The 25,806-nt window shown below is 68.0% G+C and carries 29 protein-coding genes; 17 read left to right on the forward strand and 12 right to left on the reverse strand.

Annotated elements, in window-relative coordinates:
• Window positions 1-230 precede the first annotated feature (230 nt).
• A complete protein-coding gene (locus tag ACWEMY_RS14640) occupies window positions 231-683 on the reverse strand; it encodes a hypothetical protein (protein WP_452390420.1) in 453 nt (150 codons plus the stop codon).
• 190 nt (window positions 684-873) lie between these two features.
• On the opposite strand from ACWEMY_RS14640, the gene ACWEMY_RS14645 reads away from it, so the two are divergent.
• A complete protein-coding gene (locus ACWEMY_RS14645; protein ID WP_452390421.1) occupies window positions 874-1,221 on the forward strand; it encodes a type II toxin-antitoxin system HicB family antitoxin in 348 nt (115 codons plus the stop codon).
• Window positions 1,222-1,366: 145 nt separating this feature from the next.
• Here ACWEMY_RS14645 and ACWEMY_RS14650 read toward each other — a convergent pair whose 3' ends face one another.
• The 5 genes from ACWEMY_RS14650 to ACWEMY_RS14670 all read right to left on the reverse strand — a co-directional run bounded on the left by ACWEMY_RS14650 (window position 1,367) and on the right by ACWEMY_RS14670 (window position 4,958).
• Complete coding sequence (locus tag ACWEMY_RS14650; RefSeq protein ID WP_452390422.1) at window positions 1,367-2,125, reverse strand: ESX secretion-associated protein EspG; 759 nt, start codon at window positions 2,123-2,125, stop codon at window positions 1,367-1,369.
• Window positions 2,122-3,489: a PPE domain-containing protein gene (locus ACWEMY_RS14655; RefSeq protein ID WP_452390423.1), complete on the reverse strand. Its 1,368-nt coding sequence runs from the start codon at window positions 3,487-3,489 to the stop codon at window positions 2,122-2,124. The genes ACWEMY_RS14650 and ACWEMY_RS14655 overlap by 4 nt, the downstream gene beginning before the upstream one ends.
• A 14-nt stretch (window positions 3,490-3,503) precedes the next feature.
• Window positions 3,504-3,893: a hypothetical protein gene (locus ACWEMY_RS14660; RefSeq protein ID WP_452390424.1), complete on the reverse strand. Its 390-nt coding sequence runs from the start codon at window positions 3,891-3,893 to the stop codon at window positions 3,504-3,506.
• Between the two features lie 32 nt (window positions 3,894-3,925).
• Window positions 3,926-4,450, reverse strand: a complete 525-nt coding sequence (locus ACWEMY_RS14665) for a DUF3558 domain-containing protein (protein ID WP_452390425.1) — start codon at window positions 4,448-4,450, stop codon at window positions 3,926-3,928.
• 82 nt (window positions 4,451-4,532) lie between these two features.
• Window positions 4,533-4,958, reverse strand: coding sequence for an HIT family protein (locus tag ACWEMY_RS14670; protein WP_452390426.1), 426 nt, complete (start codon window positions 4,956-4,958; stop codon window positions 4,533-4,535).
• A gap of 42 nt (window positions 4,959-5,000) precedes the next feature.
• Between ACWEMY_RS14670 and ACWEMY_RS14675 the strand changes: the two genes are divergently transcribed.
• On the forward strand, window positions 5,001-5,405 hold the full coding sequence (locus ACWEMY_RS14675) for a hypothetical protein (protein WP_452390427.1): 405 nt from the start codon (window positions 5,001-5,003) through the stop codon (window positions 5,403-5,405).
• A 19-nt stretch (window positions 5,406-5,424) separates the two neighbouring features.
• Here the strand turns inward: ACWEMY_RS14675 and ACWEMY_RS14680 are convergent, their stop codons facing one another.
• Complete coding sequence (locus ACWEMY_RS14680; RefSeq protein ID WP_278264774.1) at window positions 5,425-5,802, reverse strand: PH domain-containing protein; 378 nt, start codon at window positions 5,800-5,802, stop codon at window positions 5,425-5,427.
• A gap of 60 nt (window positions 5,803-5,862) precedes the next feature.
• Between ACWEMY_RS14680 and purD the strand changes: the two genes are divergently transcribed.
• Window positions 5,863-7,137, forward strand: coding sequence for a phosphoribosylamine--glycine ligase (purD, locus tag ACWEMY_RS14685; protein ID WP_375933519.1), 1,275 nt, complete (start codon window positions 5,863-5,865; stop codon window positions 7,135-7,137).
• A 15-nt stretch (window positions 7,138-7,152) separates the two neighbouring features.
• Here purD and ACWEMY_RS14690 read toward each other — a convergent pair whose 3' ends face one another.
• Window positions 7,153-8,127 (reverse strand): M23 family metallopeptidase, encoded by a 975-nt coding sequence (locus tag ACWEMY_RS14690; protein WP_452390428.1) that lies wholly within the window; start codon window positions 8,125-8,127, stop codon window positions 7,153-7,155.
• 375 nt (window positions 8,128-8,502) lie between these two features.
• Between ACWEMY_RS14690 and ACWEMY_RS14695 the strand changes: the two genes are divergently transcribed.
• From ACWEMY_RS14695 to ACWEMY_RS14720, 6 genes are all read left to right on the forward strand, one after another.
• Complete coding sequence (locus ACWEMY_RS14695; RefSeq protein ID WP_375933525.1) at window positions 8,503-9,663, forward strand: pyridoxal phosphate-dependent aminotransferase; 1,161 nt, start codon at window positions 8,503-8,505, stop codon at window positions 9,661-9,663.
• Between the two features lie 157 nt (window positions 9,664-9,820).
• Window positions 9,821-10,474, forward strand: a complete 654-nt coding sequence (locus ACWEMY_RS14700) for a TetR/AcrR family transcriptional regulator (RefSeq protein ID WP_452390429.1) — start codon at window positions 9,821-9,823, stop codon at window positions 10,472-10,474.
• Window positions 10,475-10,480: 6 nt separating this feature from the next.
• Window positions 10,481-11,902 carry an adenylosuccinate lyase gene (purB, locus tag ACWEMY_RS14705; protein WP_452390430.1) on the forward strand — a complete coding sequence of 474 codons (1,422 nt, stop codon included), beginning with the start codon at window positions 10,481-10,483 and terminating at the stop codon, window positions 11,900-11,902.
• Between the two features lie 95 nt (window positions 11,903-11,997).
• The gene (locus tag ACWEMY_RS14710) at window positions 11,998-12,420 is read left to right on the forward strand and encodes an HIT family protein (RefSeq protein ID WP_452390431.1); all 423 of its coding nucleotides are present in this window, start codon (window positions 11,998-12,000) and stop codon (window positions 12,418-12,420) included.
• 137 nt (window positions 12,421-12,557) lie between these two features.
• A complete protein-coding gene (locus tag ACWEMY_RS14715; protein ID WP_452390432.1) occupies window positions 12,558-13,517 on the forward strand; it encodes an alpha/beta hydrolase in 960 nt (319 codons plus the stop codon).
• Between the two features lie 72 nt (window positions 13,518-13,589).
• Window positions 13,590-15,740 carry a S9 family peptidase gene (locus ACWEMY_RS14720; protein WP_452390433.1) on the forward strand — a complete coding sequence of 717 codons (2,151 nt, stop codon included), beginning with the start codon at window positions 13,590-13,592 and terminating at the stop codon, window positions 15,738-15,740.
• Between the two features lie 21 nt (window positions 15,741-15,761).
• On the opposite strand, the gene ACWEMY_RS14725 is transcribed toward ACWEMY_RS14720, so the two are convergent.
• The gene (locus tag ACWEMY_RS14725) at window positions 15,762-16,199 is read right to left on the reverse strand and encodes a MarR family winged helix-turn-helix transcriptional regulator (protein WP_452390434.1); all 438 of its coding nucleotides are present in this window, start codon (window positions 16,197-16,199) and stop codon (window positions 15,762-15,764) included.
• A 143-nt stretch (window positions 16,200-16,342) separates the two neighbouring features.
• On the opposite strand from ACWEMY_RS14725, the gene ACWEMY_RS14730 reads away from it, so the two are divergent.
• Entirely contained in the window at window positions 16,343-16,990 is a 648-nt protein-coding gene (locus ACWEMY_RS14730; RefSeq protein WP_452390435.1) for a nitroreductase family protein, read from the forward strand.
• 64 nt (window positions 16,991-17,054) lie between these two features.
• Window positions 17,055-17,756: a DUF2334 domain-containing protein gene (locus ACWEMY_RS14735; protein WP_452390436.1), complete on the forward strand. Its 702-nt coding sequence runs from the start codon at window positions 17,055-17,057 to the stop codon at window positions 17,754-17,756.
• Between the two features lie 47 nt (window positions 17,757-17,803).
• Here the strand turns inward: ACWEMY_RS14735 and ACWEMY_RS14740 are convergent, their stop codons facing one another.
• Window positions 17,804-19,180, reverse strand: a complete 1,377-nt coding sequence (locus tag ACWEMY_RS14740; protein WP_452390437.1) for a glutamate decarboxylase — start codon at window positions 19,178-19,180, stop codon at window positions 17,804-17,806.
• A 169-nt stretch (window positions 19,181-19,349) separates the two neighbouring features.
• Here ACWEMY_RS14740 and ACWEMY_RS14745 point away from each other — a divergent pair, with 169 nt between their 5' ends.
• From ACWEMY_RS14745 to ACWEMY_RS14755, 3 genes are read left to right on the forward strand one after another with little or no spacing between them, the layout of a single operon-like run.
• Entirely contained in the window at window positions 19,350-20,774 is a 1,425-nt protein-coding gene (locus tag ACWEMY_RS14745) for an APC family permease (protein WP_452390438.1), read from the forward strand.
• The gene (locus tag ACWEMY_RS14750) at window positions 20,771-21,208 is read left to right on the forward strand and encodes a hypothetical protein (protein WP_452390439.1); all 438 of its coding nucleotides are present in this window, start codon (window positions 20,771-20,773) and stop codon (window positions 21,206-21,208) included. The genes ACWEMY_RS14745 and ACWEMY_RS14750 overlap by 4 nt, the downstream gene beginning before the upstream one ends.
• Window positions 21,209-21,218: 10 nt before the next feature.
• Complete coding sequence (locus ACWEMY_RS14755) at window positions 21,219-22,562, forward strand: M20/M25/M40 family metallo-hydrolase (RefSeq protein ID WP_452390440.1); 1,344 nt, start codon at window positions 21,219-21,221, stop codon at window positions 22,560-22,562.
• A gap of 3 nt (window positions 22,563-22,565) precedes the next feature.
• On the opposite strand, the gene ACWEMY_RS14760 is transcribed toward ACWEMY_RS14755, so the two are convergent.
• Window positions 22,566-23,210 (reverse strand): MBL fold metallo-hydrolase, encoded by a 645-nt coding sequence (locus ACWEMY_RS14760; protein ID WP_452390441.1) that lies wholly within the window; start codon window positions 23,208-23,210, stop codon window positions 22,566-22,568.
• A 99-nt stretch (window positions 23,211-23,309) separates the two neighbouring features.
• Between ACWEMY_RS14760 and purS the strand changes: the two genes are divergently transcribed.
• Together purS and purQ are read left to right on the forward strand one after the other, a co-directional pair.
• Entirely contained in the window at window positions 23,310-23,546 is a 237-nt protein-coding gene (gene purS, locus ACWEMY_RS14765) for a phosphoribosylformylglycinamidine synthase subunit PurS (protein WP_022565847.1), read from the forward strand.
• Window positions 23,543-24,220, forward strand: a complete 678-nt coding sequence (purQ, locus tag ACWEMY_RS14770) for a phosphoribosylformylglycinamidine synthase subunit PurQ (protein WP_452390442.1) — start codon at window positions 23,543-23,545, stop codon at window positions 24,218-24,220. Before purS ends, purQ begins: the two co-directional genes overlap by 4 nt.
• A 1-nt stretch (window position 24,221) precedes the next feature.
• Here purQ and ACWEMY_RS14775 read toward each other — a convergent pair whose 3' ends face one another.
• Window positions 24,222-25,298, reverse strand: coding sequence for a substrate-binding domain-containing protein (locus ACWEMY_RS14775; protein WP_452390443.1), 1,077 nt, complete (start codon window positions 25,296-25,298; stop codon window positions 24,222-24,224).
• A 53-nt stretch (window positions 25,299-25,351) separates the two neighbouring features.
• Here ACWEMY_RS14775 and ACWEMY_RS14780 point away from each other — a divergent pair, with 53 nt between their 5' ends.
• Window positions 25,352-25,789 carry a MarR family winged helix-turn-helix transcriptional regulator gene (locus ACWEMY_RS14780; RefSeq protein ID WP_452390444.1) on the forward strand — a complete coding sequence of 146 codons (438 nt, stop codon included), beginning with the start codon at window positions 25,352-25,354 and terminating at the stop codon, window positions 25,787-25,789.
• The last annotated feature ends 17 nt before the right edge of the window (window positions 25,790-25,806 follow it).

Raw genomic sequence — 25,806 nt, forward strand, 5'->3', positions numbered from 1 at the left:
GCTGGCGATCGCCCGACGAGTACGAAGCCGGCTATCATCACCGGGTTCCCGCTGGAACCAGATAATCCGCTCTCCGGATTAGCGGGGGAACCTCAAGCACTCCCGGGGGCCGTTCTGTGTTCGCGACGGTACACCTTTGGTAACAGATCGGCAAACTGCTTCGGCACGTTGCGATCTGGACCGATGATTGCTCGAATCCGCAGGGTATGAGCAGGATTCGTGTGTGCCGGTCAGCGCTTTCGTTCGTTGTATGCCTGGAGTCGTCGCGTGATGTGGTGGACGCGGCTCGGTGCGACGACCGCGAGGATCAGCAGGGCGAAGGGGGCGCCGAAAAGGATGGTGGGGATGAGCCAGACGAGGTCCGCGGCCGCGTTGAGGGAGCCGTGGTACAGGTACGGTTCGGTGCCGATATTGATCAGACGCGCACGAGCGGTGACCGTCTCGCCCACGCTGACGTCATAGAGCCGAACCATGCTGTCCCCGACCACTGTTCGCCCCTCGCCAGGATCGCTGCGACCCCAGCTCCAACCCGAGGACCCTTCGGTGACCACCACCTGCACCGGATCGCCATACCCAGCCCAATAGGCCACCACATTGATCGGCTGGCTCAGCGCCATGAGGGTCGCGGCGCCGAGGCAGAGGCCGAAGGCACAGGTGATCAGGATGGCCAGGATGCGATTCATTAGAAGCCTGGTTCTACCATGCCTCGGTCTTCGGCGGTTGCTTGCCGAAGCGATAGCATTTGTAGATTGACGAGCTCGACGCGGTGTCTGTCGAGTTCGTCGGGCTACCGCGGCAGCGTGGAACCAGTCACGCAGGTTGTTGCGGCGATCGACAAGCTGCAGCAGATGGAGCCGGAGGAGGGTGCCTAGCATGTACGACCTCAGCAACCTGCCGGAACCGACTCACTATGCCTATCGTGTGCTCTGGTCCGCCCCGGACGAAGAGTTCGTTGCGCTGTGCGCGGAGTTTCCATCGCTCTCCTGGCTCGCCCCTACCCAGGAGGAGGCACTCGAAGGGCTGCGAGTGCTTGTTGCGGACACCGTGAAAGACATGGCTGTGAATGGCGAGCACATCCCTGTGCCGCTCGCGGAGCAGAGCTACAGCGGGCGGTTCCTGGTGCGTACCAGCTCGGAGTTGCACGCTCGGCTGGTCCGTGAGGCCAAGGAGCTCAAAGTCTCACTGAATCAATTGATCAACCAGCGGTTGTCGGCACGATAGGCCGTCACACCTGCGTCACTGCGGCGGATCAGCCAGGTAGGTGGCGCTCGATCCCGGAGACTTACAGGCAAACCGTGCTCGGACCAGCGCCTAGGTGACCGAGGAGGGCGTGATGCGCTCCTCGGTCGGTGGTGCTGGATGTGGTTCAGTACCAGGCTGATTGGGTGGTGGGGCGGGTGGCTTTGTCTATGAGGGATTGGAGTTCGGTGGCTAGGTGGTCGGGGGTGGTGGGGGTGGCTCGGACTCGTTCTTCCTCGTGGATGAGGTAGCGGCCGTCGTCGGTGTAGTCGATTATCTGGAGGCGGGTGCCGCCTTCTTTCCAGCCGTCGAGGGCTGGGCCGGTGTCTACGCGGAATTCGGCGTAGGTGCGGAAAGGGCGGGTGAGGAAGGTTTTGGCTTGTTCGCCGGGGGAGCGGTGGCGGGCGTAGGGGTCGGGGGTGGCGGTGAGTTCGTCGCGGTGGACGTTGAAGCCGCCGGTGGTGCCCGGGGGGACCTTGGGGAGGATGCCGATCAGGCGGTTCACCACGGCCGAGGACGAGCGCAGGTAGATCAGGATGTTGCCGCCCTTGCCGTATTCCTCGGCGGGGATCTGGGCGGCGACGACACCGGTGTTTGACTCGGTCGCGCCGCACGCGCGGATCATCCGGGTGCGGCCGTCGAAGCGGTGGCCGAACAGTTCCAGGCGCAGGTCGGGATGGGCCAGGGCGTGCAGGGCGTGATAGAGCGACTCGTCGGTGCCGATCTTGGCGATCAGGGAATCGGCGGCACGGCGGCACTGCTGGTCGAACTCGACCTGGGTTTCCACGCCGGAGGTGAACGTGAGCGGCCACGGCATGCGGTCGCGGCCGAGCGTTTCCCAGGCGACCCAGAACTCGAACGGGGTCAGCTCCCAGGAGTCGGTCATGCGTCGCCACCGATCACAGGCGGGACGTGCAGGCGGTCGGGGCCGAGGAGTTCCTCGTGCACGCCGCGCAGGTAGTCGGGAGCCGAGTGCTCGTTCTCGTCGTCCTTGCCGCCGCCGCGCCCGCCGGGTGCGCCCATGCCGCCCATACCCGTCATGCCGTTGCGGCCGCCTGCCGTGCCCGCGGTGCCTGCGGCGCCCGCCGCGTTCGGGGAGCCCGGGGTGCCTGCGGTCGGGGTGCCGGGGGTGCCGCCGGGAGTGCCGCCAGGGCTGCCGCCGCCCGGGCTGCCACCGGGGCTGCCGCCGCCGGGAGTGAGGCCGCTCGGGGTGGTGCCGGCCGGAGTGGTGCCCGGGTCGGTGGTGGTGGGGGTTTCGGGGGTGGTGTCGGGCTGGGTGGTCGACGGGTTCGTGTCGTCGTCGGTGGTGTCGTCGTCGCTCGGGTCGTCGGTCGAGGGGTCCTCGGTGGTGGGGTCCTCGGTCGTCGGGTCCTCGGTGGTGGGGTTGGTGGTGGTCGGCTTGGTGCCGTTTTGATTGTTGTTGTTGTCGTTCTGGTTGCCGGTGGGCTTGTTCTTGCCGTCATCCGGTTTGTCGGAAGAGGGGTCGACCGGCAGGGGGACCTTGGGAACCTGGGTGTCGGATTGTTCGGCGACCGGTTTATAAACGGTCTTCATGACCTCGCGGGCGGCATCCTGGGCCGCGTCCGAACGCCCGGAACTGGTTGCATCGATGAGCAAGCCTGCTGCTGGGGACAGGAAGGACGTGACGATGCCCAGTTTGGAGGTGGACTGATCATCGGACTCGTGCGGGACCGAGTATTTGACCTGCTGGAATCCGGACCGCGCCTCTTCCATCTTGTTGGCGATCAGTTCGGCCGCCTGCTTCACCTTGCCGACGTCGGCGAGATAACTCTTGGTGCTGGCCAGGGCCTGGCTGGCGGCGCTACCGGACCAGCCGCGCTCCATTTCCTTCGCGATATTATCGTGGAAGGCCTGGCCTTTGGTGCCGGTATCTTTGGCGAGGGTCTGCCAACCCTCGATGCTCTTGCCCATCGTCTCGATATTGACAGAATTCACGAATTGCATTATTCGTGAATGTGACATATCTGTGAAGTCTTCCATAGCCGCGGGAACGACTTGCGTGGTGTACTCACCGTTGAATCCGTTGGCCAGGGCCTTGTTGTCGGCATAGATCCGAGTACGTTCGTTGTTGCCATCTTCCTGGGCTTTGCGTTCCGTATCGGTCTGGGAGACATCCCATTCGAACAGTGAGCCGACGCGGTTGCCGATCGCGGCACCGACGCCGGAGCCCATTCCCAGGGCGTTTCCGACACCGGCTCCGAGGCCAGTCATAAAGCTTGTGAACGTCATCGAATCCCCCGAACTCAGTCGATCTTGTTGGTTTGCTGCTTGATGGCGAGTTGTGTTGCCTCGTCGCAGTTCTTGTAGGCGGCGCCGGCTTTGCGATACATGTCGGCCATCTGCGTGAGGATCTCAATATGCTTGGTGGCAGCGTCGAGGTAGGAGCCGGTTCCTTCGCCCCCTTCTGCCAGGTCGAGGAACTTCTTTCCGAGTGCCTTGGCAGAGTTCAGGTCCCCAAAAGAATCGACAAGAACCATTCGCTGCGTACGCCTGGAAAGCTCTCGCAGGTCGGTGATATATTCATCGCACCATTTTGCGCACTTTTCAGCAGCTTCATATTCGATGATCAGTTCTCCCGCAGCTGCCTGGGTGGCTAGTACCTTGAACTGGTCGGCGGCTTCATTTTTTGCCATCGTCGCTGTCTCCCCTTGATCTGTGCTGACGACTACTTGGGAATAATATCCAAGAATGTCACGGCGGCAGCATTGGCCAGCGGACATGGATCGGTTCCCGATTTGTCGTCGATAAACAAGGCTGCGTTCACTGTGACGGTTCCGTGGCTGGTGGTGGCGAACGCGATTTCGCACTGATCAGCCGGGGTTCTGCTCCCAAGTAGGAACTGGAGCGCTGGTCGATCGCCGACCGTGATATCTCGGAAATCGTGTAGGTAGTCGTTGGCGCGAAAATCTTGAAGTGTATTCGTGGTCGACGTGAAATTAATGAAGTAGTTGCCTGCTGTCCAACTGCAACCCTTCCACTCATCCCGTTCCACTGAGAACGGATTATCGTCCTTCGACGCAGGATCGGCACCCGCTGCCAGGAGCACATCATCCGGCACCGCGCACGGATCGAACAACTGCTCCTTGGTCAACGGAGCCCCGCTCGCTTCCGGCTGCCCGTCGACCTCCTTCGAGCACCCCACGAGCGCGAGCACCGCGCAGCTCGCGGCCGCCAAGCCGACCAGTCGCATCATTGTCTCCTTGTTCCGCACAACACCCACTCGATCTCTATAGACGCATCGGCCGACGATTCGGTTCCCTCGGGTTGGAGGGTCAGTCGGGGACGTTGGCTGCGTGGCCCAGGTCTCGGAGGGCGGACTTGATCTTGGTTTGGGCTTCGTCGAGGGATTCGGGGGTGGGGGAGGGGTCGGCGCCGGAGATGTCGAAGTCGCCCATGGTGTAGGCGGGGAAGACGTGGGTGTGCAGGTGGGGGACCTCGAGGCCGGCGATGAGCAGGCCGGCGCGGGGGGCGTCGAAGGCGGTGCGGACGGCCTGGCCGACCTTCTGGGCGACGCCGGTCATGCGGGCCATGACCTCGGGGTCGATGTCCTGCCACTGGTCGAGTTCGGCGCGGGGCACGATGAGGGTGTGGCCCTGGGTGACGGGGGCGATGGTGAGGAAGCCGACGAACTCGTCGTCGGACCAGACGAACCGCCCGGGCAGCTGGCCTGCGATGATCGCGCTGAAAACGGATGCCATACGGGCGAGCCTAGCTCTTGCCCAGGCGGGGAGGAACCGGCTGTGGTGCAGGTGGGTACGGGGCTGGACCGGTGGATTCGCGGGTGGCTGGGGCTGGGGTTCGTGGTGGTTCCGGCGCTCGTGGTGGTGGTGTGGGTGGTGCAGTTGACGACTGTCACGCTGCCGGTCGTCACCCAGCTGGCCTGGGTGGTTCCGTTGACGGCGGTGCTGATGGCCGCGCCCGCGCTCGCGGCGGCGGTGTGGGTGCGGCGCGTGCGGCCGGGCTGGTGGCCGGCGATGGCGGCGGTGAGTGTGCTCGCGCAGGTGCTGCTCGGGCTGCTGGTTCCGCGCGCGGCGGAATTCCCGGACGGCATCGGGCCGTGGTTTCCGGCGGTGCCGATGGGTGCGGTGCTCTGGCTGCTGGCTGTCCTGCTGGCCGTGGCGGCGATGCGGGCGGCGCGGCGCTGACCCGGCGGGTGACCGGGCGTCAGATGGCGACGAAGTGGGACAGGATGCCCTGCACCTCGTAGATGTCGACCTGACGGTTGAAGCGCTGCTTGAGCGGTTCCTGGCTGCTGCCGACCCAGATGTAGAGCTCGGCGTCGAGGTCGAAGGTGCCCGCGGTCTCCACGGCGAAGCGGGTGATCGAGCGGTACGGGATGCTGTGATAGCTCACCTTGCGGCCGGTGACACCCTGCTTGTCGACCATGATCAGGCGGCGGTTGGTGAACAGCATCGCGTCGCGGACCAGCAGGAACGCCGAGTACACCTGCTCGCCCTGGCCGAACAGTTTCGCGTATTCCTGTTGTGCGGCAGCGGGGTCCACGCGACCCGCGTTGCCCATCATTCCGTCGAGCAGTCCCATGATGGTGTCCCCTTCGCCCCGATGACTCTTGGCTCCATTGTGCTCGATTAATCTGTCTGCGTGCGCGTACTCGTCATCGGTTCCGGAGCCCGTGAACATGCCCTCGTCCTGGCGCTGCGCCGGGATCCCTCGGTGACGGCGGTGATCGCGGCCCCCGGCAACCCAGGGATCGGTCAGCACGCCGAGCTGCGCGCGGTCGATCCGTGCTCGGCCGAGGCCGTGGTGGCGCTGGCCGCGGAGGTGTCCGCCGACCTGGTGGTGATCGGGCCGGAGGTGCCGCTGGTGCTCGGGATCGCCGACGCGGTGCGCGCGGCCGGGTTCCCGGTGTTCGGTCCCTCGGCCGACGCGGCGCGGATCGAAGGGTCCAAGGCGTTCGCCAAGGACGTGATGGCCGCCGCGGGCGTGCGGACCGCGCACAGCGAGATCGTGGACAGCCCCGCCGAGCTCGACGCCGCCCTGGACCGCTTCGGCCCGACCTGGGTGGTCAAGGACGACGGCCTGGCCGCGGGCAAGGGCGTGGTGGTGACCGCCGATCGCGCGGCCGCGCGCGAGCACGGCGCCGAGCTGCTCGAACAGGGACATCCGGTGCTGCTGGAGTCGTTCCTGGACGGGCCCGAGGTGTCGCTGTTCTGCCTGGTCGACGGCGAGACCGTGGTGCCGCTGCTGCCCGCGCAGGACCACAAGCGCGTCGGCGACGGCGACTCCGGGCCCAACACCGGCGGCATGGGCGCCTACACGCCGCTGCCGTGGCTGCCCGCCGAGACGCTCACCGAGATCGTCGAGGACGTGGTGAAACCCGTTGCGGCCGAACTGGTTCGCCGGGGCAGCGCGTTCTCCGGTCTGCTGTACGCGGGGCTGGCGATCGGGACCAACGGCCCGGCGGTGGTCGAATTCAACTGCCGCTTCGGCGATCCCGAGACCCAGGCCGTGCTGGCCCTGCTCGACAGCCCCTTCGCCGAGCTGCTGCACGCCACCGCCACCGGCCGCCTGGCCGAGGTCGAGCCGCCGCGCTGGAAGGACGGCGCGGCGATCACCGTGGTGCTGGCCGCCGAGAACTACCCGGCCCGGCCGCGCACCGGCGATGTGATCAGCGGCGCCGAGGACAGCGCGCTCGAGGGCGAGACCCTGGTGATGCACGCGGGCACCGCGCTGCGCGAGGACAAGGCGCTGGTGTCGGCGGGCGGGCGCGTGCTCAACGTGGTCGGCGTCGGTGCCGACCTGGCCGAGGCCCGGGAGCGTGCCTATGCGCGGCTGGCGCAGATCAAGCTGCCCGGCAGCCACTTCCGTACCGATATCGGCGCGACCGAGGTCGTGGTGCCGGAGCGCGCGAAGTAGTTTTCCGCGCGACCCCTAGGTCAGGCTGAGCCCGTGCACGGCCAGCCAGGCCTGGGGGTCGACGTGCTGACCGTTCTGCACGATCTCGAAGTGCAGGTGCGGGCCGGTGGAGTCGCCGCGGTTGCCGATGCGGGCGATCTGCATGCCCGCGGGGACGCGTTCGCCGGGGGAGACGAAGAAGTCGTACATGTGGCCGTAGATGCTGATGGTGCCGTCGTCGTGTTTGATGCGGACCCACAGGCCGAAGCCCTGCGCGGGGCCCGCCTCGATGACGGTGCCGTCGGCGACCGCGTAGATCGGGCTGCCGATGGGGGCGGCGATATCGATGCCGCGGTGCATGGTGCCCCAGCGGGAACCGAAACCCGAGGTGAACGCGCCCTTGGCGGGCAGGCTGAAACCGCCGGTCGACGGGGTCGAGCCGGGGACCAGCACGCCCGGCACCACCGGTGCGCGGTCACCCATCCACGGCTGCCATTCGCCCGACGCCGCGGCCGCCGCCTCGGCTTTGGCGCGCTCGAGGGTGGCCAGCGTGGCCGCGGCGACCACGCCCGCCTCGCGCCGCTTCTCGCCCTTGGCGATGGCGGCGAGCATGCGGGCCGCCGACTGCGGGTTCGGCGGGACCTGCGGGGGATAGGCGATGGCGACGCGCTGGGCCTCACCGGGCTGTGGTGGGTGCTGGGCGAGGCCGCCGCCGAGGTGTCCGTCGGCGGCGGCGAACAGCGCCACGGCGGCGATTCCGGCGATCAGCACGCGGCGCTCGATCACGAGGTGCCGCAGTCGCTCCGGGCTCGGCCTGCGTGACCACAGCGCTGCGGCCGTGGCCCGTGGCCGCTGCCAGAACACCTTGCGGACTTCGCCGCTGCGCAGCTCACCGGCGACTTCGCCGACGATGGGGTACCTCGCGGCCCAGGTGGAGAATCGTTCCGTGACAGCGGGTTTCGGGGCTTGCTCGGTCCGCCAGTTCGCGGGGAGGAGGCGGCCGTTGACCATGGCCTGGCGTGGACGGCCGCTCCTGCCCGCGACGGAGGTTGCGGACGGCGGTGCCGAGGGGCCGCTGTGCACGGATGTGGATGGGTCGGCCGACGGCGCAGGCGGTTCGGCCTCGGTCCGGGTCGAGGAGGCGTCGGTCGGGGGCTGCTCGGCCGGCGCCTCGTCGGTCGCGGTCCGGCGCCGCGTGCGTGACAGCGGCTTCACCGGGCACCGCCCCGCGTCCGCGCGCTCACCGTCGATGTCCGCATGCTGCCCCCGCGCCCCGTTCCCGACGCTGCCGGACCGGCCGTGTCGGTGGCTGCGTGTTCGCTGTCGAAGCCATTGTGCCGACCATATCTGTGAACGTGCGCAATCGGGTGCTCTACCGTCTGTCGAGTGTCCAGAGAATCGCGCCGGTCGACCATTCCCCCTTTCTACGTGATGGATGTGTGGAAAGCGGCAGCCGAACGCGCCAGGTCGCACGGAGATGTGCTGGTCCTGGCCGCGGGACAGCCCTCCACCCAGGCGCCCGCGCCGGTGCTGCGGGCCACCAGGGCCGCCATCGACCACGAGTTGCTGGGCTACACCGAGACCTTCGGCATCCTGCCGTTGCGCGAGGCCATCGCGGGGCACCACAGCGAGACCTACGGCTACGACGTGCACCCGGACGAAGTGGTGGTGACCACCGGGTCCTCCGGCGCGTTCACGCTGATCTTCCTGGCGGCCTTCGACGCGGGCGACACCGTGGTGGTCGCCCGGCCCGGCTACCCCGCCTACCGCAACACGCTGACGGCGCTGGGCTGTCGGGTCGTCGAGCTCGACTGCGGTCCGCAGACCCGTTTCCAGCCGACCGTCGACATGCTCGAAGCACTGCCGGAACCGCCCGCGGGTCTGGTGGTCGCGAGCCCGGCCAACCCCACCGGAACGATGATCGACCCGGCCGAACTCGCCGCGCTGGCGCGCTGGTGCGAACAGCACGGCACGCTGCTGATCTCCGACGAGATCTACCACGGCATCACCTACGGCGCGAGCACGCCGACCGCCTCGGCCTGGGAGTTCTCCCGCGACGCGGTGGTGATCGGGTCGGTGTCGAAGTACTTCTCGATGACCGGCTGGCGGTTGGGCTGGATGCTGGCCCCGGCCGATCTGCGTCCGGCGCTGCAACGCCTGGCCTCGAATATGACCGTGTGCCCGCCCGCCATCTCCCAGTACGCGGCGGTGCACGCGTTCGGGCCCGAGGCCAAGGACGAGCTCGACGGGCACGTGCGCCGCTACGCCGCCAACCGCGCGCTGCTGCTCGAGGGCCTGCCCGCGCTCGGCATCACCGATCTCGCCCCCGCCGACGGCGCCTTCTACGCCTACGCCGACATCACACACCTGACCGACGATTCGCGCGCCTGGTGCGCCGAGGTGCTCGCCGAGACGGGCGTCGCGCTGGCACCCGGCCTCGATTTCGACACCGTGCACGGCGACCGAACAGTCCGGTTCTCCTTCGCCGGCGCCACCGACGACATCGCCGCAGCGCTGGACCGGTTGGGACGCTTCCTGAAGTACTGACCAGTTCATCTGTCAACAGTGATGTGCGACAACAACTTTCCCTAGTACGAACACTTCGGTGCCAGGATGCGGTAAAAATCAGTTATCCCGATTTCCCAGCGTTTCCCCGATGACGATTGCGCACGGTTGAACTGATGATGACTGGCACGATGGCACGGTGACCACCGCAACGACCCCCAAAGGCGAACGACGTCGCCAGGCACTGGTGGCGGCGGCGGCTGAACTCTTGCTCGAAGGTGGCTTCGATGCGGTGCGACATCGGTCGGTGGCGTCGCGGGCCGATCTTCCGCTCGCCTCGACCACCTACTACTTCGAGTCCCTGGAAGATCTGATCGCCCGCGCCGTCGAGTTCAGCGGCGCGATCGAACTCGACGCCATGCGCCGCCGCGTCGGCGAGGTGAGCCACCGCAGGCGCGGTGCCGAGGCGACCGTCGACCTGGTACTCGACCTGCTCGTCGGCCCCGACGACAGCGACCTCGACGCGCGCGGTCAGCTCATCGCCCGCTACGAGCGGTCCGTTGCCTCCGCCCGCCACCCCGAATTACGTGAAGTCCAGCTCCGACTACGCACCCAGCTCGAAGACCTGCTCGCCGACGTGCTGCGCCGCTCCGATCGAGTGGTGCGCCCCGAGCAGTTGCGCCGCCTGGTCGCCGTGGTCGACAGCGCGGTGGTCGGCGCCCTGATCGAAGGACACTCCGAGCCCCGCCGCCCCGCCAGGGCCGGCCTGCTGGAGATGATCGACATCGTCGCCCCGCCCGTGGTCCCGAACCTGATGCCCCAGCAACCCGAGCGGGTGCGCCAACTAGACTGAGTGTTCGTGACCCTCGTCCCGAATGTCCTCGCCACCCGATACGCCAGCCCGGAGCTCGTCGCGCTCTGGTCGCCCGAGAACAAGATCGTGCTCGAGCGCCGGCTGTGGCTGGAGGTGCTGCGGGCCCAGAGTGAGCTGGGGATCGAGGTTCCGGCGGGGGTGATCGAGGACTACGAGCGGGTCATCGACCACGTGGATCTGGCCTCGATCGCCGAGCGCGAGCGGGTGACCCGCCACGACGTGAAGGCGCGCATCGAGGAGTTCAACGCGCTGGCCGGGCACGAGCACGTGCACAAGGGCATGACCAGCCGCGACCTCACCGAGAACGTCGAGCAACTGCAGGTGCGCCTGTCGCTCGAGCACGTCTACAAGCACGGCATCGCCATCGCGGCACGGCTGGCCGAACGGGCCGCCGAGTACCAGACGCTGGTGATGGCCGGCCGCTCGCACAATGTCGCCGCGCAGGCCACCACCCTGGGCAAACGCTTCGCCTCCGCTGCCGACGAGGTGCTCGTCGCGCTCACCCGGCTGCGCGAGCTGATCGACCGCTACCCGCTGCGCGGCATCAAGGGCCCGATGGGCACCGCCCAGGACATGCTCGACCTGCTCGACGGTGACGCGGGCAAGCTCGCCGCGCTCGAGCGGCAGGTGGCCACCCACCTCGGCTTCGCCTCGGTGTTCACCAGCGTCGGCCAGGTGTATCCGCGGTCGCTGGACTTCGATGTGCTCTCCGCGCTGGTGCAGCTGGGTGCCGGGCCGTCGTCGTTCGCGCACACCATCCGGCTGATGGCCGGGCACGAGCTGGTCACCGAGGGTTTCCAGCCGGGTCAGGTGGGCTCCTCGGCCATGCCGCACAAGATGAACACCCGCTCCTGCGAGCGCGTCAACGGCCTGCAGGTGGTGCTGCGCGGGTACGCCTCGATGGCGGCCGAGCTGTCGGGCGCGCAGTGGAACGAGGGTGACGTGTTCTGCTCGGTGGTGCGCCGCGTCGCGCTGCCGGACGCGTTCTTCGCCATCGACGGCATGATGGAGACCTTCCTGACCGTGCTCGCCGAGTTCGGCGCCTACCCGGCGGTGGTCTCCCGCGAGCTCGACCGGTACCTGCCGTTCCTGGCCACCACCCGCATCCTGATGGCGGCGGTGCGCGCGGGTGTCGGGCGCGAGACCGCGCACGAGGTCATCAAGGAGCACGCCGTGGCGGTGGCGCTGGCCATGCGCGAGCAGGGCCGCGAGCCCGATCTGCTGGACCGTCTGGCCGCCGACGACCGGATGCCGCTGGACCGCGCCGGGCTCGACGCGGCGCTGGCCGACAAGTCGGCGTTCATCGGCGCGGCCACGGACCAGGTGTCCGAGGTGGTGGCGCAGGTGCAGAAGCTGGTCGAGGCCAACCCGGAGGCCGCACGCTACACGCCGTCGCCGATTCTTTGATCCGGCGTTTTCGTGCACTTCGCTTCGCCGCGGTCAGTTTTCTGACTGCGGACGGCCGAAGTGCACGAAAATTCCGGGCCCGCTACCGTACGCGCGTGAATCCATACACGATCTTCAGTGACATCGTCGCCGGGCGCGCGCCCTCGTCCAAGGTGTACGAGGACGAGGATGTGCTGGCGTTCATGGATATTCGCCCCTTGACACCCGGCCATGTGCTGGTCGTACCCAAGGTCGTCGCCCCGAGTCTGGCCGATCTCGATCCTGCCCTGGGTGGCAAGCTGTTCCAGGTCGGCCAGCGGATCGCCGCCGCCCTGCGCGACAGCGAGGTCGCCGCCGATGGCGTGAATTTCTTTCTCGCCGACGGCGTCACGGCCGGGCAGGAGATCTTCCATGTGCACCTGCACGTGATCCCGCGCAGGCCCGGTGACGGGTTCGGGCTGCGGGCGCGCCCGAGTTCGCCCGCCCGCGCCGATCTCGACTATCTCGCGGGCTCGATTCGCGGCGCTCTCACCCGCTGACCTGCATTTTCGGGCGAACCGGTCATTGCAAACCGTGAAGTTTGCTGAAGAAACGCCCGAAACGCCGAATGCTGTGACTTCCCCCACTCATGGGTTACCTTGGACTGTCATTGGCATGCGGTAATGGAGGGTGGGACGTGCGTCGTACGGGTGTTGCTGCTTCAGTGCTGGCTTTCGCCATCGCGTTGATCGGACCGGCGGTGGTGCACCCCGCGCCCGCCGGTGCGGCGCAGATCGTCGGGGTGAACGAGCTCAGCGCCACCCGCACGGCCATCACGGTCACCTCGCCGGCGATGGGACGCAATGTCGACCTCCAGGTCCTGCACCCGGCCGGCGGCGGCTCGCGTGGCACGTACTACCTGCTCGACGGACTCGACCCGGGCATCGGCCAGAGCACCTGGACCAACGCCACCGACGCCGAGGCCTTCTTCCGCGGCAAGAACGTCAACGTGGTGCTGCCGATGGGCGGGCAGGCCAGCTACTACACCGACTGGATCACCGACGACCCGCGGTTCGGCCGGTACAAGTGGGAAACCTTCCTCACCCAGGAACTGCCGGGGCTGATCGACGGCCAGTTCAACGGCAACGGCGTCAACGGCATCGGCGGCCTGTCGATGGGCGGCAACGCGGCCTACATCCTGGCCGCCCGGCATCCCGGGCTCTACCGGGCCGTCGCCGGGTACAGTGCGTGCCCCGACAGCGCGATGGCGGCCGCGGCGATCATGTTCTCGATCGCCAATCGCGGCGGGAATCCGGTGAACATGTGGGGCGCGCCCGGCAGTCCGGAATGGGCGGCGCACGACCCGGCCCTGATGGTCGACGGGCTGCGTGGCAAGGCGCTGTATCTGTCCACCGGGACCGGCATCCCCGGGCCGCACGAGGCCGAGATCAAGCCGCAGCTGGCGGAGAACATCTTCCTCGGTGGTCCGATCGAACTGGGCGTCAACACCTGCATGGTCGCCTTCGATCAGCGTCTGCGCGCCGCGGGCATCGGCGCCAGGATCGACTACCACCCGGTCGGGACGCACTCCTGGTCGTACTGGCAGGACGCGCTGCACGCCTCCTGGCCGGTCATCGGCCCGGCGCTGGGCGCCTGAGATTCTTCCGCGGGTCCGGTGACCGGGTGAGTTGCCGGGCCGCGCGGGAGTGCGGCGGCTACGGTGGAGCGCATGGCTGGCGAGAATGTTGAGTCGGTGTCGGCGCCGATCGCGAAGAAGGTGCCCACCGAACGGGTGCATCACGGCGATACGTTCGTCGACGAGTACGAGTGGCTCCGGGACAAGGAATCCCCCGAGGTCATCGCGCATCTGGAGGCCGAGAACGCCTACACCGAGGCGCGCACCGGCCAGTTGCAGCCGCTGCGGGACAAGATCTTCGACGAGATCAAGGCGCGCACCCAGGAGACCGATCTCTCGGTGCCGACCCGGCTGGGCGAGTACTGGTACTACTCGCGCAGCTTCGAGGGCAAACAGTACGGCGTGCACTGCCGCTGTCCGATCGACGCGAACGCCGAGGGCATCGACGCGTGGACCCCGCCGCAGCTCGAGGTGGACACCGTCATCGAGGGTGAGGAAGTGCTGCTCGACAGCAATGTCCTGGCCGAGGGCCTGGACTTCTTCGCGCTCGGCGCGTTCTCGCTCAGCCACGACGGCAAGCTGCTGGCCTACTCCGTCGACAGCACCGGCGACGAGCGCTACACCCTGCGGATCAAGGACCTGACCACCGGCGAGCTGCTGCCCGACGAGGTCGCCGGTGCGGCGCCGGGGGCGACCTGGTCGCTGGACGGCACGCACATCTTCTATCAGACCGTCGACGAGTCGTGGCGCCCCGACACCGTGTGGCGCCACCGCATCGGCACCGGCTCCGACGCCGACGTGACCGTCTTCCACGAGCCCGACGAACGCTACTGGGTCAGTGTGGGCGCCACCCGCTCCGAGAAGTACCTGATGATCTGGCTCGGTTCCAAGATCACCACCGAGGGCTGGGTGCTGGAGTCCGACAATCCCGAGGGCGAGTTCCGGGTGCTGCTCGAGCGTCGCGAGGGTGTGGAGTACTCGGCCGAGCACGCGGTGATCGGCGGCGAGGACCGCTTCCTGATCCTGCACAACGACGTGGTCGACGGCGTGAAGGCGGAGAACTTCGTCCTCGCGGAGGCGCCCGCCACCGACCCGTCCGCCATGACGCTGCTGATCGGGCATCGCGAAGACGTCCGGCTCGAGGACATCGACGCCTTCGCCGATCACCTGGTGCTCGGCTACCGACGCGACGCGCTGCCGCGCATCTCGGTCTGGCCGCTGACCGCCGACGGTTACGGCGAGCTCACCGAACTCGACTTCGGTCTCGAATTGTTCGCCGCCGGTGCGGGTTCGAGCCCGGAGTGGGAGCAGCCGACGCTGCGGGTGGGCGTCACCTCGTTCATCACCCCGATGCAGGTGTTCGACTATGTGCCCGCCACGGGTGAGCTGCTGCTGCGCAAGGAGCAGCCGGTGCTGGGCGGTTACGACGCGAACGACTACGAGCAGCACCGGGATTGGGCGGTCGCGCACGACGGCACCCGCATCCCGATCTCGATCATCAAGCGCCGCGGGCTGCCCGAGGGCCCGAAGCCGATGCTGCTCTACGGTTACGGCTCCTACGAGGCCAGCATCGACCCGTCGTTCTCGGTGTCGCGGTTGTCGCTGCTGGATCGCGGCATGGTGTTCGCGGTGGCGCACGTGCGCGGCGGCGGTGAGATGGGCAGGCTCTGGTACGAGCACGGCAAGACGCTGCTGAAGAAGAACACCTTCACCGACTTCGTCTCCTGCGCAGAGCATCTCATCGACACCGGTGCCACCGCCGCCGACCGGCTCATCGCCGACGGCGGCAGCGCGGGCGGCCTGCTGATGGGCGCGGTCGCCAACCTGGCACCGGAGTTGTTCACCGGCATCCTCGCGAACGTGCCCTTCGTCGACCCGCTCACCTCCATCCTCGACCCGTCGCTGCCGCTGACGGTGATCGAATGGGACGAGTGGGGAAACCCGTTGGCGGACAAGGACGTCTACGAGTACATGAAGTCGTACTCGCCCTACGAGAACGTCGAGGCCAAGGACTACCCGGCCATCCTCGCCATCACCAGCCTCAATGACACCCGCGTGCTCTACGTGGAACCGGCCAAGTGGGTCGCCAAGCTGCGCGCCACCAAGACCGGCGACAGCGAACTGCTGCTCAAGACCGAGATGACCGCGGGCCACGGCGGTGTGAGCGGGCGCTACGAGAAGTGGAAGGAAGTCGGCTTCGAGTACGCCTGGGTACTGGACAAGGTCGGCCTGGCGGACGCATAGGGGTGAGCGACAACTCGTGGGTCAAGTGATCCGGGCGAGGAGCTTGCCGAGCAGGGTGGTGAGTTGCGCGCGTTCGTCCGCCGTGAGCGCGGCGAACGCGTCATCGAGGAAGGTGGGGGTGGCGGCCTCGGCCAGGCGTAGGCGATCGCGGCCGGCCTCGGTGAGGGTGACGGCGTAGGAGCGGCGGTCCTGTGGGTTGCGTTCGCGCCGGACGTAGCCCGACTGTTCGAGGTCGTCGCAGACGTTGACCATCACGCTGCGGTCGATGCGCAGTTCCACCGCGAGCTGTTGCTGGGAGCAGGGGCCGACCTCGGACAGCATCTTCAGGACGAGGTGCTGGCCGACGCCGAGGCCCTGGGCGGTCGCGTGCGCTTCGCCCGCGCGGGCGACGGCGGATGAGGCGCGGCACAGGGCGATATCGGGGCGTTCGGCGGCGAGGCGGGGGAAGTAGGTCGACATGGGGCCTCCTGGATCGGGTGCGTCCATTGAATCATCTGTGCGCAGATCGTTTGACGGCAGACGGTAGTGCCTCTACGGTCGGATTCATCTGAGTGCAGATGATCTGCCAGTAGATGATCAGCTTCGTCCATCCAGGAGAGCGCATGACCCTCGATCTGACCCCGGACCAGCTGTTGTCCACCACGCGGGCGGTGCGCAAGCGGCTCGATTTCGACCGGCCGGTGCCGCGTGAACTGATCGAGGAGTGCGTCGACCTGGCCACGCAGGCGCCGACCGGGCGCAATCGGCAGCGCTGGCACTTCCTCGTCGTCACCGAGGCGCGGCGCAGGCGCGAGCTCGCCGACATCTTCCGGCGGGCATTGACGCTGGGTGAGGCGGCGCCGCTGACGGCCAGGGACCACGAACGGATGCGGGTCGATCCGCGTTCCACCGCAAAGGTTTTCGACGGTCTGCGCTACCTGGCCGACAATATCCACCGGGTGCCCGCCTTCGTGATCCCGGCGGTCGAGGGGCGTACCGATCGCGCCTCGGTGGAGATCCAGGCGGGGATCTGGGGCTCGATCCTGCCCGCCGTGTGGAGCTTCATGCTGGCAGCGCGCGCTCGCGGGCTCGGCACGGTGTGGACCATCGCGCAGGCGCCGCTGGAGCGGGAACTCGCGGCGATCCTCGGCGTGCCGTACGACAAGGTGATGCTGGCGGCCTTCCTGCCGCTGGCCTTCACGCACGGCACGGATTTCCGGCCCGCGGTCCGGGTGCCGCGCGAGGAAGTGCTGCACTGGCAGGGGTGGTGAGTTGTTCGTCGCGGTGTCATCGGGGCAGCACGCGGGTGTCATCTCGGGCTGACATCGTCAGGTCATGAACGCTGAGCTGATCGTTTCGGTGTCGGGGATCAGGGACACCACCCGGGATGCCGCGATCGAGTTCGCGGCGGAGATGGACCGGCGGGCGGTGCGGCTGTCGCTGCTGGTGGCGCCCCGGTTGAAGGGGAAGTACCGGCTCGTCGACGATCCCGCCACGCAGTCCTGGCTGCGCGGCAGGCGCCACGACGGTGACGCGATCGTGCTGCACGGCTACGACCAGGCGGCCACGAAAACGCGGCGCGCGGAGTTCGCGAGTCTGCCCCGGCACGAGGCCACCCTGCGGCTCACGGCGGCGGATCGGGTGATGGAACAGGCGCAGTTGCGCACCCGGCTGTTCGCGGCCCCGCGCTGGGACGCCTCGGCGGGCGCGCTGGATGCCCTGCCGGACGTGGGTTTCCGGCTCGCGCTGAGCCTGTTCAGCATTCTCGATCTGGAACGCGACACCGTCCAGCGGGCGCGGGTGTACGGGATCGGCGAGGGTTTCCGGGCCGAACCGTGGTGGTGCCGGGCGCTGGTGATGGGCGCGGCGCGCACCGCCCGGCGCGGCGGGGTGCTGCGGCTGGCGATCTCGGCCGCGCAGTTGCAGCGGCCGGGTCCGCGCCAGGCGATGCTCGACGCGGTCGACCTGGCGCTGTATCACGGTGCGCGCAGCGAGGTCTACCGCTGGGACCCGTTCCCGGCGGTCCGGGCCGCCTGATACCGCCACCGCCGCGCGCGTGGGCGATCGAGCGCGGCGGTGGCCTTTCAGGGCACTTCGGGGGCGGCGTCGTGGGTGAAACCGCCCGCCTGCTCCTTGGTGAGCGGGGTGCGCCACGGGTTGTCGGCCAGCTGACGCAGCCCGCGGCCGATATCGGCCAGCAGCAGTTCGGCCATGTCGACGGTGAAGCCGTGCCGGAAGACCGCCCGCATGATGGTCTCGTCCTGCCGGTCGGCGGGCAGTGGGTAGGCGGCGATGAGCCAGCCGCGGGCGCGCAGCCGGTCGGACAGGTCGTAGAGGTTGTAGTCGGCGCCGTCGGTGAGCTTCCAGGCCACCGCGGTGATGCCGCGGTCGGGTTCGGCGGCGTGGATCAGCTCGAACGGCCCGAGCTCGGCCAGGCCACGCGCGAAATGCCGGGCGACGAGATAGATCGCGGACTGCACACGGGTGTATCCGGTGCGGCCGAGCCGGATGAAGTCGTAGTACTGCGTGATCACCTGGCCGCCGGGGCGGGAGAAATTGAGATTGAAGGTGGGCATGTTGCCGCCGAGATAATCCACATCGAAAACCAGCTCACGCGGCAGATCCGCGGCCTCGCGCCACATCGCCCACCCGACGCCGAGCGGTGCGAGTCCGGTCTTGTGGCCGGAGGCGTTGATGGATTTCACGCGCGGAATCCGGAAGTCCCACACCAGGTCCGGTGCGGTGAACGGGCCGAGGAAACCGCCGCTGGCCGCGTCGACGTGGATCGGGATATCGGGGCCGCCGCCGGCGTGCAGGCGATCGAGGGCCGCGCTGATGGCGGCGACGTCCTCGAACAGGCCGGTGAAGGTCTGGCCGAAAGTCGGGACGACCGCGATGGTGTTGTCGTCGCAGTATTTCGCGAGGTCGTCGGGGTGCAGGGTGTAGTTGTCGGCGCGCAGCGGAACCTGACGTAGTTCCACATCGAAATAGCGGGCGAATTTCTCCCAGCAGACCTGGACCGGCCCGGAGACCAGATTGGGTGTGCCGGTGCCGCCCGCCGCCCGCCAGCGGAATTTCGCGGCGAGCCCACCGAGAATCGCGGCCTCGCTCGAACCTGTCGTGGAGGTGCCGAGTGTGGTGGCCGGATCGGGGGCGTGCCACAGGTCGGCGAGCATCCGCACGCAGCGTTTCTCCAGTTCCGCGGTCTGCGGGTATTCGTCCTTGTCGACGATGTTCTTGTCCACCGATTCGGCCATCAGCCGGTGGGCCTGATCGTCGATCCAGGTGGTGCAGAAGGTCGCCAGGTTCATCCGGGCGACGCCGTCGAGGATCAATTCGTCGTGCACGATCTCGTAGGCGACGTCGGGAGTGAGTTCCAGGGTGGGGAAATCGCCCTGCGGGGCGGGACGGGTGAAACCGGGAAGACTGAAAAGGTCATGGCGGTCCGGAGTCTCGGCCACTGTCTGCCTCCAGGGAGAGGGTGCACTGCCGGGTGTTTGCTCTGGGTCGATCTGGTGACGATCTCATCGCATAAGTGCTCGTTTCGAGCTTACCGACGGGATGCTCAGCGGTTACTATGCATGGGCGAGTTTCCCTTGGTTGTGCGGTACACAGCAGGAGGCAGCGCTGATGACGGGCACCGCGACGAAAGCCGCGACGACGACGAAATATCTGTCCTGGGTCACCCTGGCGCTGATGACCACGAGTTCGGTGGCCAGCCTCCGCTCGGCACCCACCATGGCCGTCTACGGTCTGGCGTGCGTATTCCTCTACGTCATTCCCGCGATCCTGTTCCTCATGCCGACCTCGCTGGTCGCTGCGGAATTGGCCTCGGGCTGGGAGGGCGGGGTCTACAAATGGGTCGGGGAGGGGCTGAACAAACCGCTCGGCTTTCTCGCCGTCTGGTGCCAGTTCGCCATGACGATCTTCTACTACCCGAGCCTGCTCGCCTATGTGGCAAGCACTTTCGCCTACATCATCCATCCCTCGCTGGCGTCCAACGGGTTGTATGTGGCGATCGTGATCATCACCGTCTTCTGGGCCGGGGTGTACGTGTCCTCGCAGGGCACCAAGACGGTGGCCGGATTGTCGAGCATGGGCCTGGTGATCGGCACGCTCATTCCCGGCACGGTGCTGGTGGTGCTCGGTCTGGTATTCCTGGCGCAGGGAAATCCGTCCGCGGCGCCGATGGATTCGGGTCATCTGCTGCCCGCGTGGACCGGTCTGGCCAGCCTGGTGCTGATCGTGAACAATTTCCTGTCCTACGCGGGCATGGAGATGAACGCGGTGCACGTCTCCTCGCTGCGCAATCCGGCCAAGGAATTCCCCAAGGCGATGTTCCTGGCGATGGGGCTGGTGCTGGTGATCTTCATCCTGCCCGCGCTGGCGATCAGCTGGGTGGTGCCCTCGGCCAGCCTGAGTCTCACCGCGGGCGTGATGCAGGCCTTCGACGGCTTCTTCAGCCACTTCGGGATCGGTTTCCTCACCCCGATCGTCGGCATCGCGCTGGTGGCCGCGGCGCTGGGCGGCATGCTCACCTGGCTGGCGGGACCGTCCAAGGGGCTGCTGCTGATCGGGCGCAGCGAGGGCTATCTGCCGCCGGTCCTGACCAAGCTGAACAAACACGGTGTGCAGCAGAACATGCTGGTCGCGCAGGGTGTGTTCACCACCTTCATCGCGCTGCTCTACGCCTTCATCCCGAATGTCTCGAGCGCCTACTGGATTCTGTCGGTGATCACCACGCAGGTGTATCTGATCATGTATGTGCTGATGTTCGCCGCGGCCGCCAAACTGCGCCGCGACGATCCCGGTCATCCGCGCGGCTACCGGGCACCGATGTTGTTCGCGCTGTGCGGACTCGGCGCGGTGTCCTCGATCGCGGCGTTCGCCATCGGGTTCGTGCCGCCCTCCCAGTTCGGCGCGGGCAGCCCGTGGATCTACGTGCTGATCGTCGGCGGCGGCATGGGCATCGTCGGCCTGCTCATCCCGTACCTGTTCTACCGAAACCGCAGTGAGAGCTGGAAACGCGCCGTCCCGGAAGGGGAGAAGGCATGACCACCGGAGACGCTCCCGACCACAAGCGCCGCTGGATCTACATCACCGCCGCGGTCCTGCTCGTGGTGTTCGCGCTGATCGGGCTGCTCACCTTCCGCGGCATCCGCGAGAGCACCGAGGCCAACACCAAAGCCGAACAGCTGCACAACAATCTGGTCGCCGCCGGGCTGCCCGCTCCGGAGACGCGGGTGATCGCCGACGCGCTCGGCGAGGACGGCGGTTCGGTCTGCCAGGACCCGAGTTCACCGCTGATCAAGGCGAAATACCAGGCCTCGATCACCAACGGCGCGGCCGGTCCGGGGCAGCGACCGGTGATCGGACCCAACGACACCGTCAAGGCCGTGGCGCTCACCATCGCCGTCTACTGCCCGGATCGCCTGCCGGACTACCTTTCTCATCTGGACACCCTGAAACTGGACGACACCACCAAGTGAGGCGTGATCGATGACCACCGACACAGAGCTGCGCAGCAGGATTTCCGGGCTGATGGCCCAGGCGAAAGACGATCTGGCCCAGCTGGTTTCGTTCGAGTCGGTGGCCGATCCGCGCCAGTTCCCGCCGGAGGGCTGCGAGCAGACCGCGCAGTGGGTCGCCGACGCCTTCGCCGCGGCCGGGCTCACCGAGATCGGCCTGCACGAGACCCCGGACGGCAGCAAGGCCGTGATCGGGCACAAGCCCGGCCCCGCGGGCACCCCGACGGTGCTGCTGTACTGCCACTACGACGTGCAGCCGCCGCTCGGTGACGACGCCTGGCACACCCCGGTCTGGACGCTGACCGAGAAGAACGGCCGCTGGTACGGGCGCGGCGTGGCCGACTGCAAGGGCAATATCGTCACCCACCTGACCGCCCTGCGCGCCATCGGCCCGGACTTCCCGATCGGTATCAAGGTGGTGGCCGAGGGCTCCGAGGAGCAGGGCACCGGCGGGCTGGAGAAGTTCGTCGTCGCCAACCCCGACCTGCTGGCCGCCGATGCCATCCTCGTCGCCGACTGCGGCAACTTCGCCGTCGGCGTGCCCACCTTCACCCAGACCCTGCGCGGCATGGTGAATGTGGTGCTCACCGTGAAAACCCTGGCGGGACCGATGCATTCGGGCATGTTCGGCGGCCCCGCCCCCGACGCGCTGGCCGCGATGATCCAGCTGCTGTCGACCCTGCGCGACGAACACGGCGACACCACCATCGACGGGCTCACCAACGACCAGAAGTGGACCGGCGCGCAGTACCCCGACGCCGACTTCCGTTCCGACGCCGACGTTCTCGACGGTGTCGACCTGGTCGGCAGCGGCACCGTCTCCGACATGCTCTGGTCGCGTCCCGCGCTGACGGTGCTCGGCATGGACGTGCCGGCGGTGGTCGGCTCCTCGGCGGCGATCCAGCCCAGCACCCGGGCCCGGCTCAACCTGCGCATCCCGCCCGGCACCGACCCGAAGCAGGCTTACGACCTGCTGAGCAAGCACCTGCGCGCGCACGTGCCGTGGAACGCCCAGCTCGACATCGAACTCGAATCGCTCGGCGAACCCTTCGCCGCCGCCGAGCACGGACCCGCCCGTGCCGCCATGGGCGCGGCGATGGAGACCGCCTACGGCCGCGCGGTCACCACCGAGGGGCAGGGCGGCTCGATCCCGCTGTGCAATGTCTTCGCCGACACCTACCCGAAGGCCGAGATCATGCTGATCGGCGTGGAAGAGCCCAAGTGCCTGATCCACGCGCCCAACGAGAGCGTCGACCCGAGCGAGATCGAGCACATGGCCCTGGCCGAGGCGCTGTTCCTCAGCACCTACCGCTGAGACTCAGAACTGGGCCTGGTCCTCGGGGGCGATGGCGCGGAACTCGGTGCCCGCAGGCGCCATCTCGCTGAGCCTGCCGAAGTAGACGCCGTGGGCACCCGGGTCGATGATCCCGTGGTGGATGGGGATGGCGGTGCGCGGGTTCACGGCGCGCAGGTAGTCGACGGTGTCCCAGATCCGCATCCACGGGGCGACCGCGGGGATGGCCAGGACACCGACCGGCACCGGCGGGACCCACAGCGAATCGCCGGGGTGCACCAGCTGGGCCGGGTCGGCGGCGGTGCCGAGCTGGAAGACGGTGTTGTCGATCACCGGGATGTCCGGGTGGATCACCGCGTGACGTCCGCCACCGCCGGTGATCTGCAGGTCACCGAACTCGAGCACCTGCCCGGCCGAGACCGGCTCCCAGCCCTCGCTGCGCTGCTGGGCGGTTTGCGGGTCCGACAGCAGGCGGGCGGTGGGGTTGGCCTCGATCAGGGCTTCGATGCGGGTGGGGTCGATGTGGTCGGGATGCTGGTGGGTCACCGCGATGGCGTCCAGTCCGGTGATGCCCTCGAAGCCGTGCGCGAAGGTGCCGGGATCGAACAGCACCTTCACACCGTGCAGTTCCACGAGGATGCAGGAATGACCGAAGTGGGCGATGCGCATATGCCGATGCTAAGCGCCGGTGACCCCGGAACGCGGGCACGACGGCCGGGTCAACTACGATTTCTGGAGTAAACCCCCACACCACATGAGGAGCAACGCGTGGCACGAGTCGTGGTCGAGGTCATGCCGAAGGCCGAGATCCTGGACCCCCAGGGACAGGCCGTGGTCGGCGCGCTCCCGCGTCTGGGATTCGCCGGAATCTCGGATGTGCGGCAGGGCAAGCGATTCGAGCTCGAGGTGGACGAGAGTGTCTCCGACGCCGAGCTCGAGCAGATCGCCGAGGCGCTGCTGGCCAACACGGTGATCGAGGACTGGAAGGTCGTTCGGGTCTCGTGAGCGCGCGTATCGGCGTCATTACTTTTCCGGGCACGCTCGACGACGTCGACGCGGCCCGCGCGGTGCGCCTGGCCGGTGGCGAGGCGGTGAGCCTGTGGCACGCCGACGCCGACATCAAGGGTGTCGACGCGGTGATCGTGCCGGGCGGCTTCTCCTACGGCGACTACCTGCGCTGCGGCGCCATCGCCCGGTTCGCGCCGGTGATGGGCGAGGTCGTGCGCGCGGCCGGTCAGGGCCTGCCGGTGCTCGGCATCTGCAACGGCTTCCAGGTGCTGTGCGAGGCCGGGCTGCTGCCGGGCGCGCTCACCCGCAACGAGGGCCTGCACTTCATCTGCCGCGACGAGTGGCTGCAGGTCGAGGCGAACAACACCGCCTGGACCTCACGCTACGAGCAGGGCGCGCAGATCCTCATCCCGCTCAAGTCGGGTGAGGGCCGCTACCAGGCCTCGCAGACTGTGCTCGACGAGCTCGAGGGCGAGGGTCGCGTGGTGTTCCGCTACGCGGGCGAGAACCCGAACGGTTCGCAGCGCGGGATTGCGGGCATCTCCTCGGCCAACGGCCGCGTCGTCGGCCTGATGCCGCACCCCGAGCACGCCACCGAGGCCCTCACCGGCCCGAGCGACGATGGCCTGGGGATGTTCTACTCGGTGCTGGACAGCCTGATCAACGCTTGATTCAGGCCAATCGGTCGATGATGTCGAAGTCGACGCCGTCGGCTCTGGCCAGGAAGGCCGGGCCGACGGCCTGATTGCCCGTGAAGCCGTGCCGGGTGGTCGGGCCGTCCACGGTGATGCCGTCGGCAAGCCGGGCCGAGAGCGCGTCCACGTCCAGAGTGCCGACGGTGTCGGCGAGGGCGCCCAGCAGGTGTACTGCCTCGTAGGCGGAATTGCTGAAGGTGGTCAGGGCGGGGGCGAAGGAGCCCTGGTGCCTGCGGTAGCGGGCGCGGCGGTCGCGGCCGTCGGCGGTGTGGTCGTCGAGGAAGAAGCCCGAGGCCACGTAGAGATTGTCATTGGCCTTCGGGCCCGCGCTGAGCAGCACGTTCTCGTCCACGGCGGGGCTCAGGCGCGGCATCACGGCGGGCAGGCCGGTGGCGGTGAACTGCCGGTTGAAGCGGGCCGTGTCGGCGCCGACCATCAGCACCAGCACCGCGTCGGCGAACAGCAGCGCCGGTTCGTCGAGGAAGGCGTGGAAATCGGTGGTCCCCAGCGGCACGTAGCGTTCGAGCACGATGTCGGCGGGGGAGGGCAGTGCGCGGCGCAGCGCGTGCGCGGTCTGGCGGGGCCAGATGTAGTCGTTGCCGATCACCGCCCAGCGGCGCACGCCCAGTTCCCTGGCCATCCAGGCGGCGGCGGGCACGGTCTGATGATCGGGATGTTCGCCGACCAGCAGCACGCCGGGACGTTCGTCGGGCAGGCCTTCGTGATCGGTCGCGTAGAGGTAGGGCACGCGCCCGGCCGTGGCGGTCGCGACCGCGCGGCGCACCGCCGAGGTGTGCCAGCCGGTGATCGCGCCGATCATGCCGGTGGCGAGCAGCGCCTCCACTTCGGTGGCGACCTCGTGCGGCGGGCGGCCGCCGTCGAGGGTGGTGAGCCGGATCTCGCGGCCGAGAATGCCGGTGCCGCTGTTGATCTCGTCGACCGCGAGGGAGATCGCGGCGGTACACGACGGGGCGATGATGCCACCCGGACCCTGAGTCGGGACGATCGAGAGAATCTCGATCGTCTGCTCCCGGCTCTCGTGGAACGTGGGCATTCGGTACTCTATCCACTGGTGCGAACGGCGTCGTTCGAAGGATATTTCGGCAGGTGGGAAAGCATTCTGTGTCCATCATAAGTGGGTATTCCACAGTGCATGCCGCGCTGCGCCGTGCCGAGCGGAACTGGGTGCGGCGGCTGGAATCCGCGCTGACCGCCGACAATCTCTCGGCCGATCACTGGGCGATCCTGTCGCAGCTGTCCACCGACCAGGGCATCACCATGTCGGAACTGGCCACCCAGGCGCGGCTGGCGCCGTCCTCGGCCACCCGGCACGCCGACAATCTCGCCGAACGCGGGCTGATCTTCCGGGTCGCCGCCACCGACGACCGCAGGCGCATCCTCATCGGCCTGAGCAGCCTCGGCGCCAGCCTGGTCGCCAAGATCCGGGCCGAGGAACAGGCCGCCGAAGAGGAACTGCGCACCCGACTCGGCGCCCGCCGCTACGGCGAGCTCGTCACCGCGCTCGGGGTCGTCGCCGAGGCTTAGCCCCTAGGATCGGGCCC

This window comes from Nocardia sp. NPDC004415 (genome assembly GCF_053602435.1).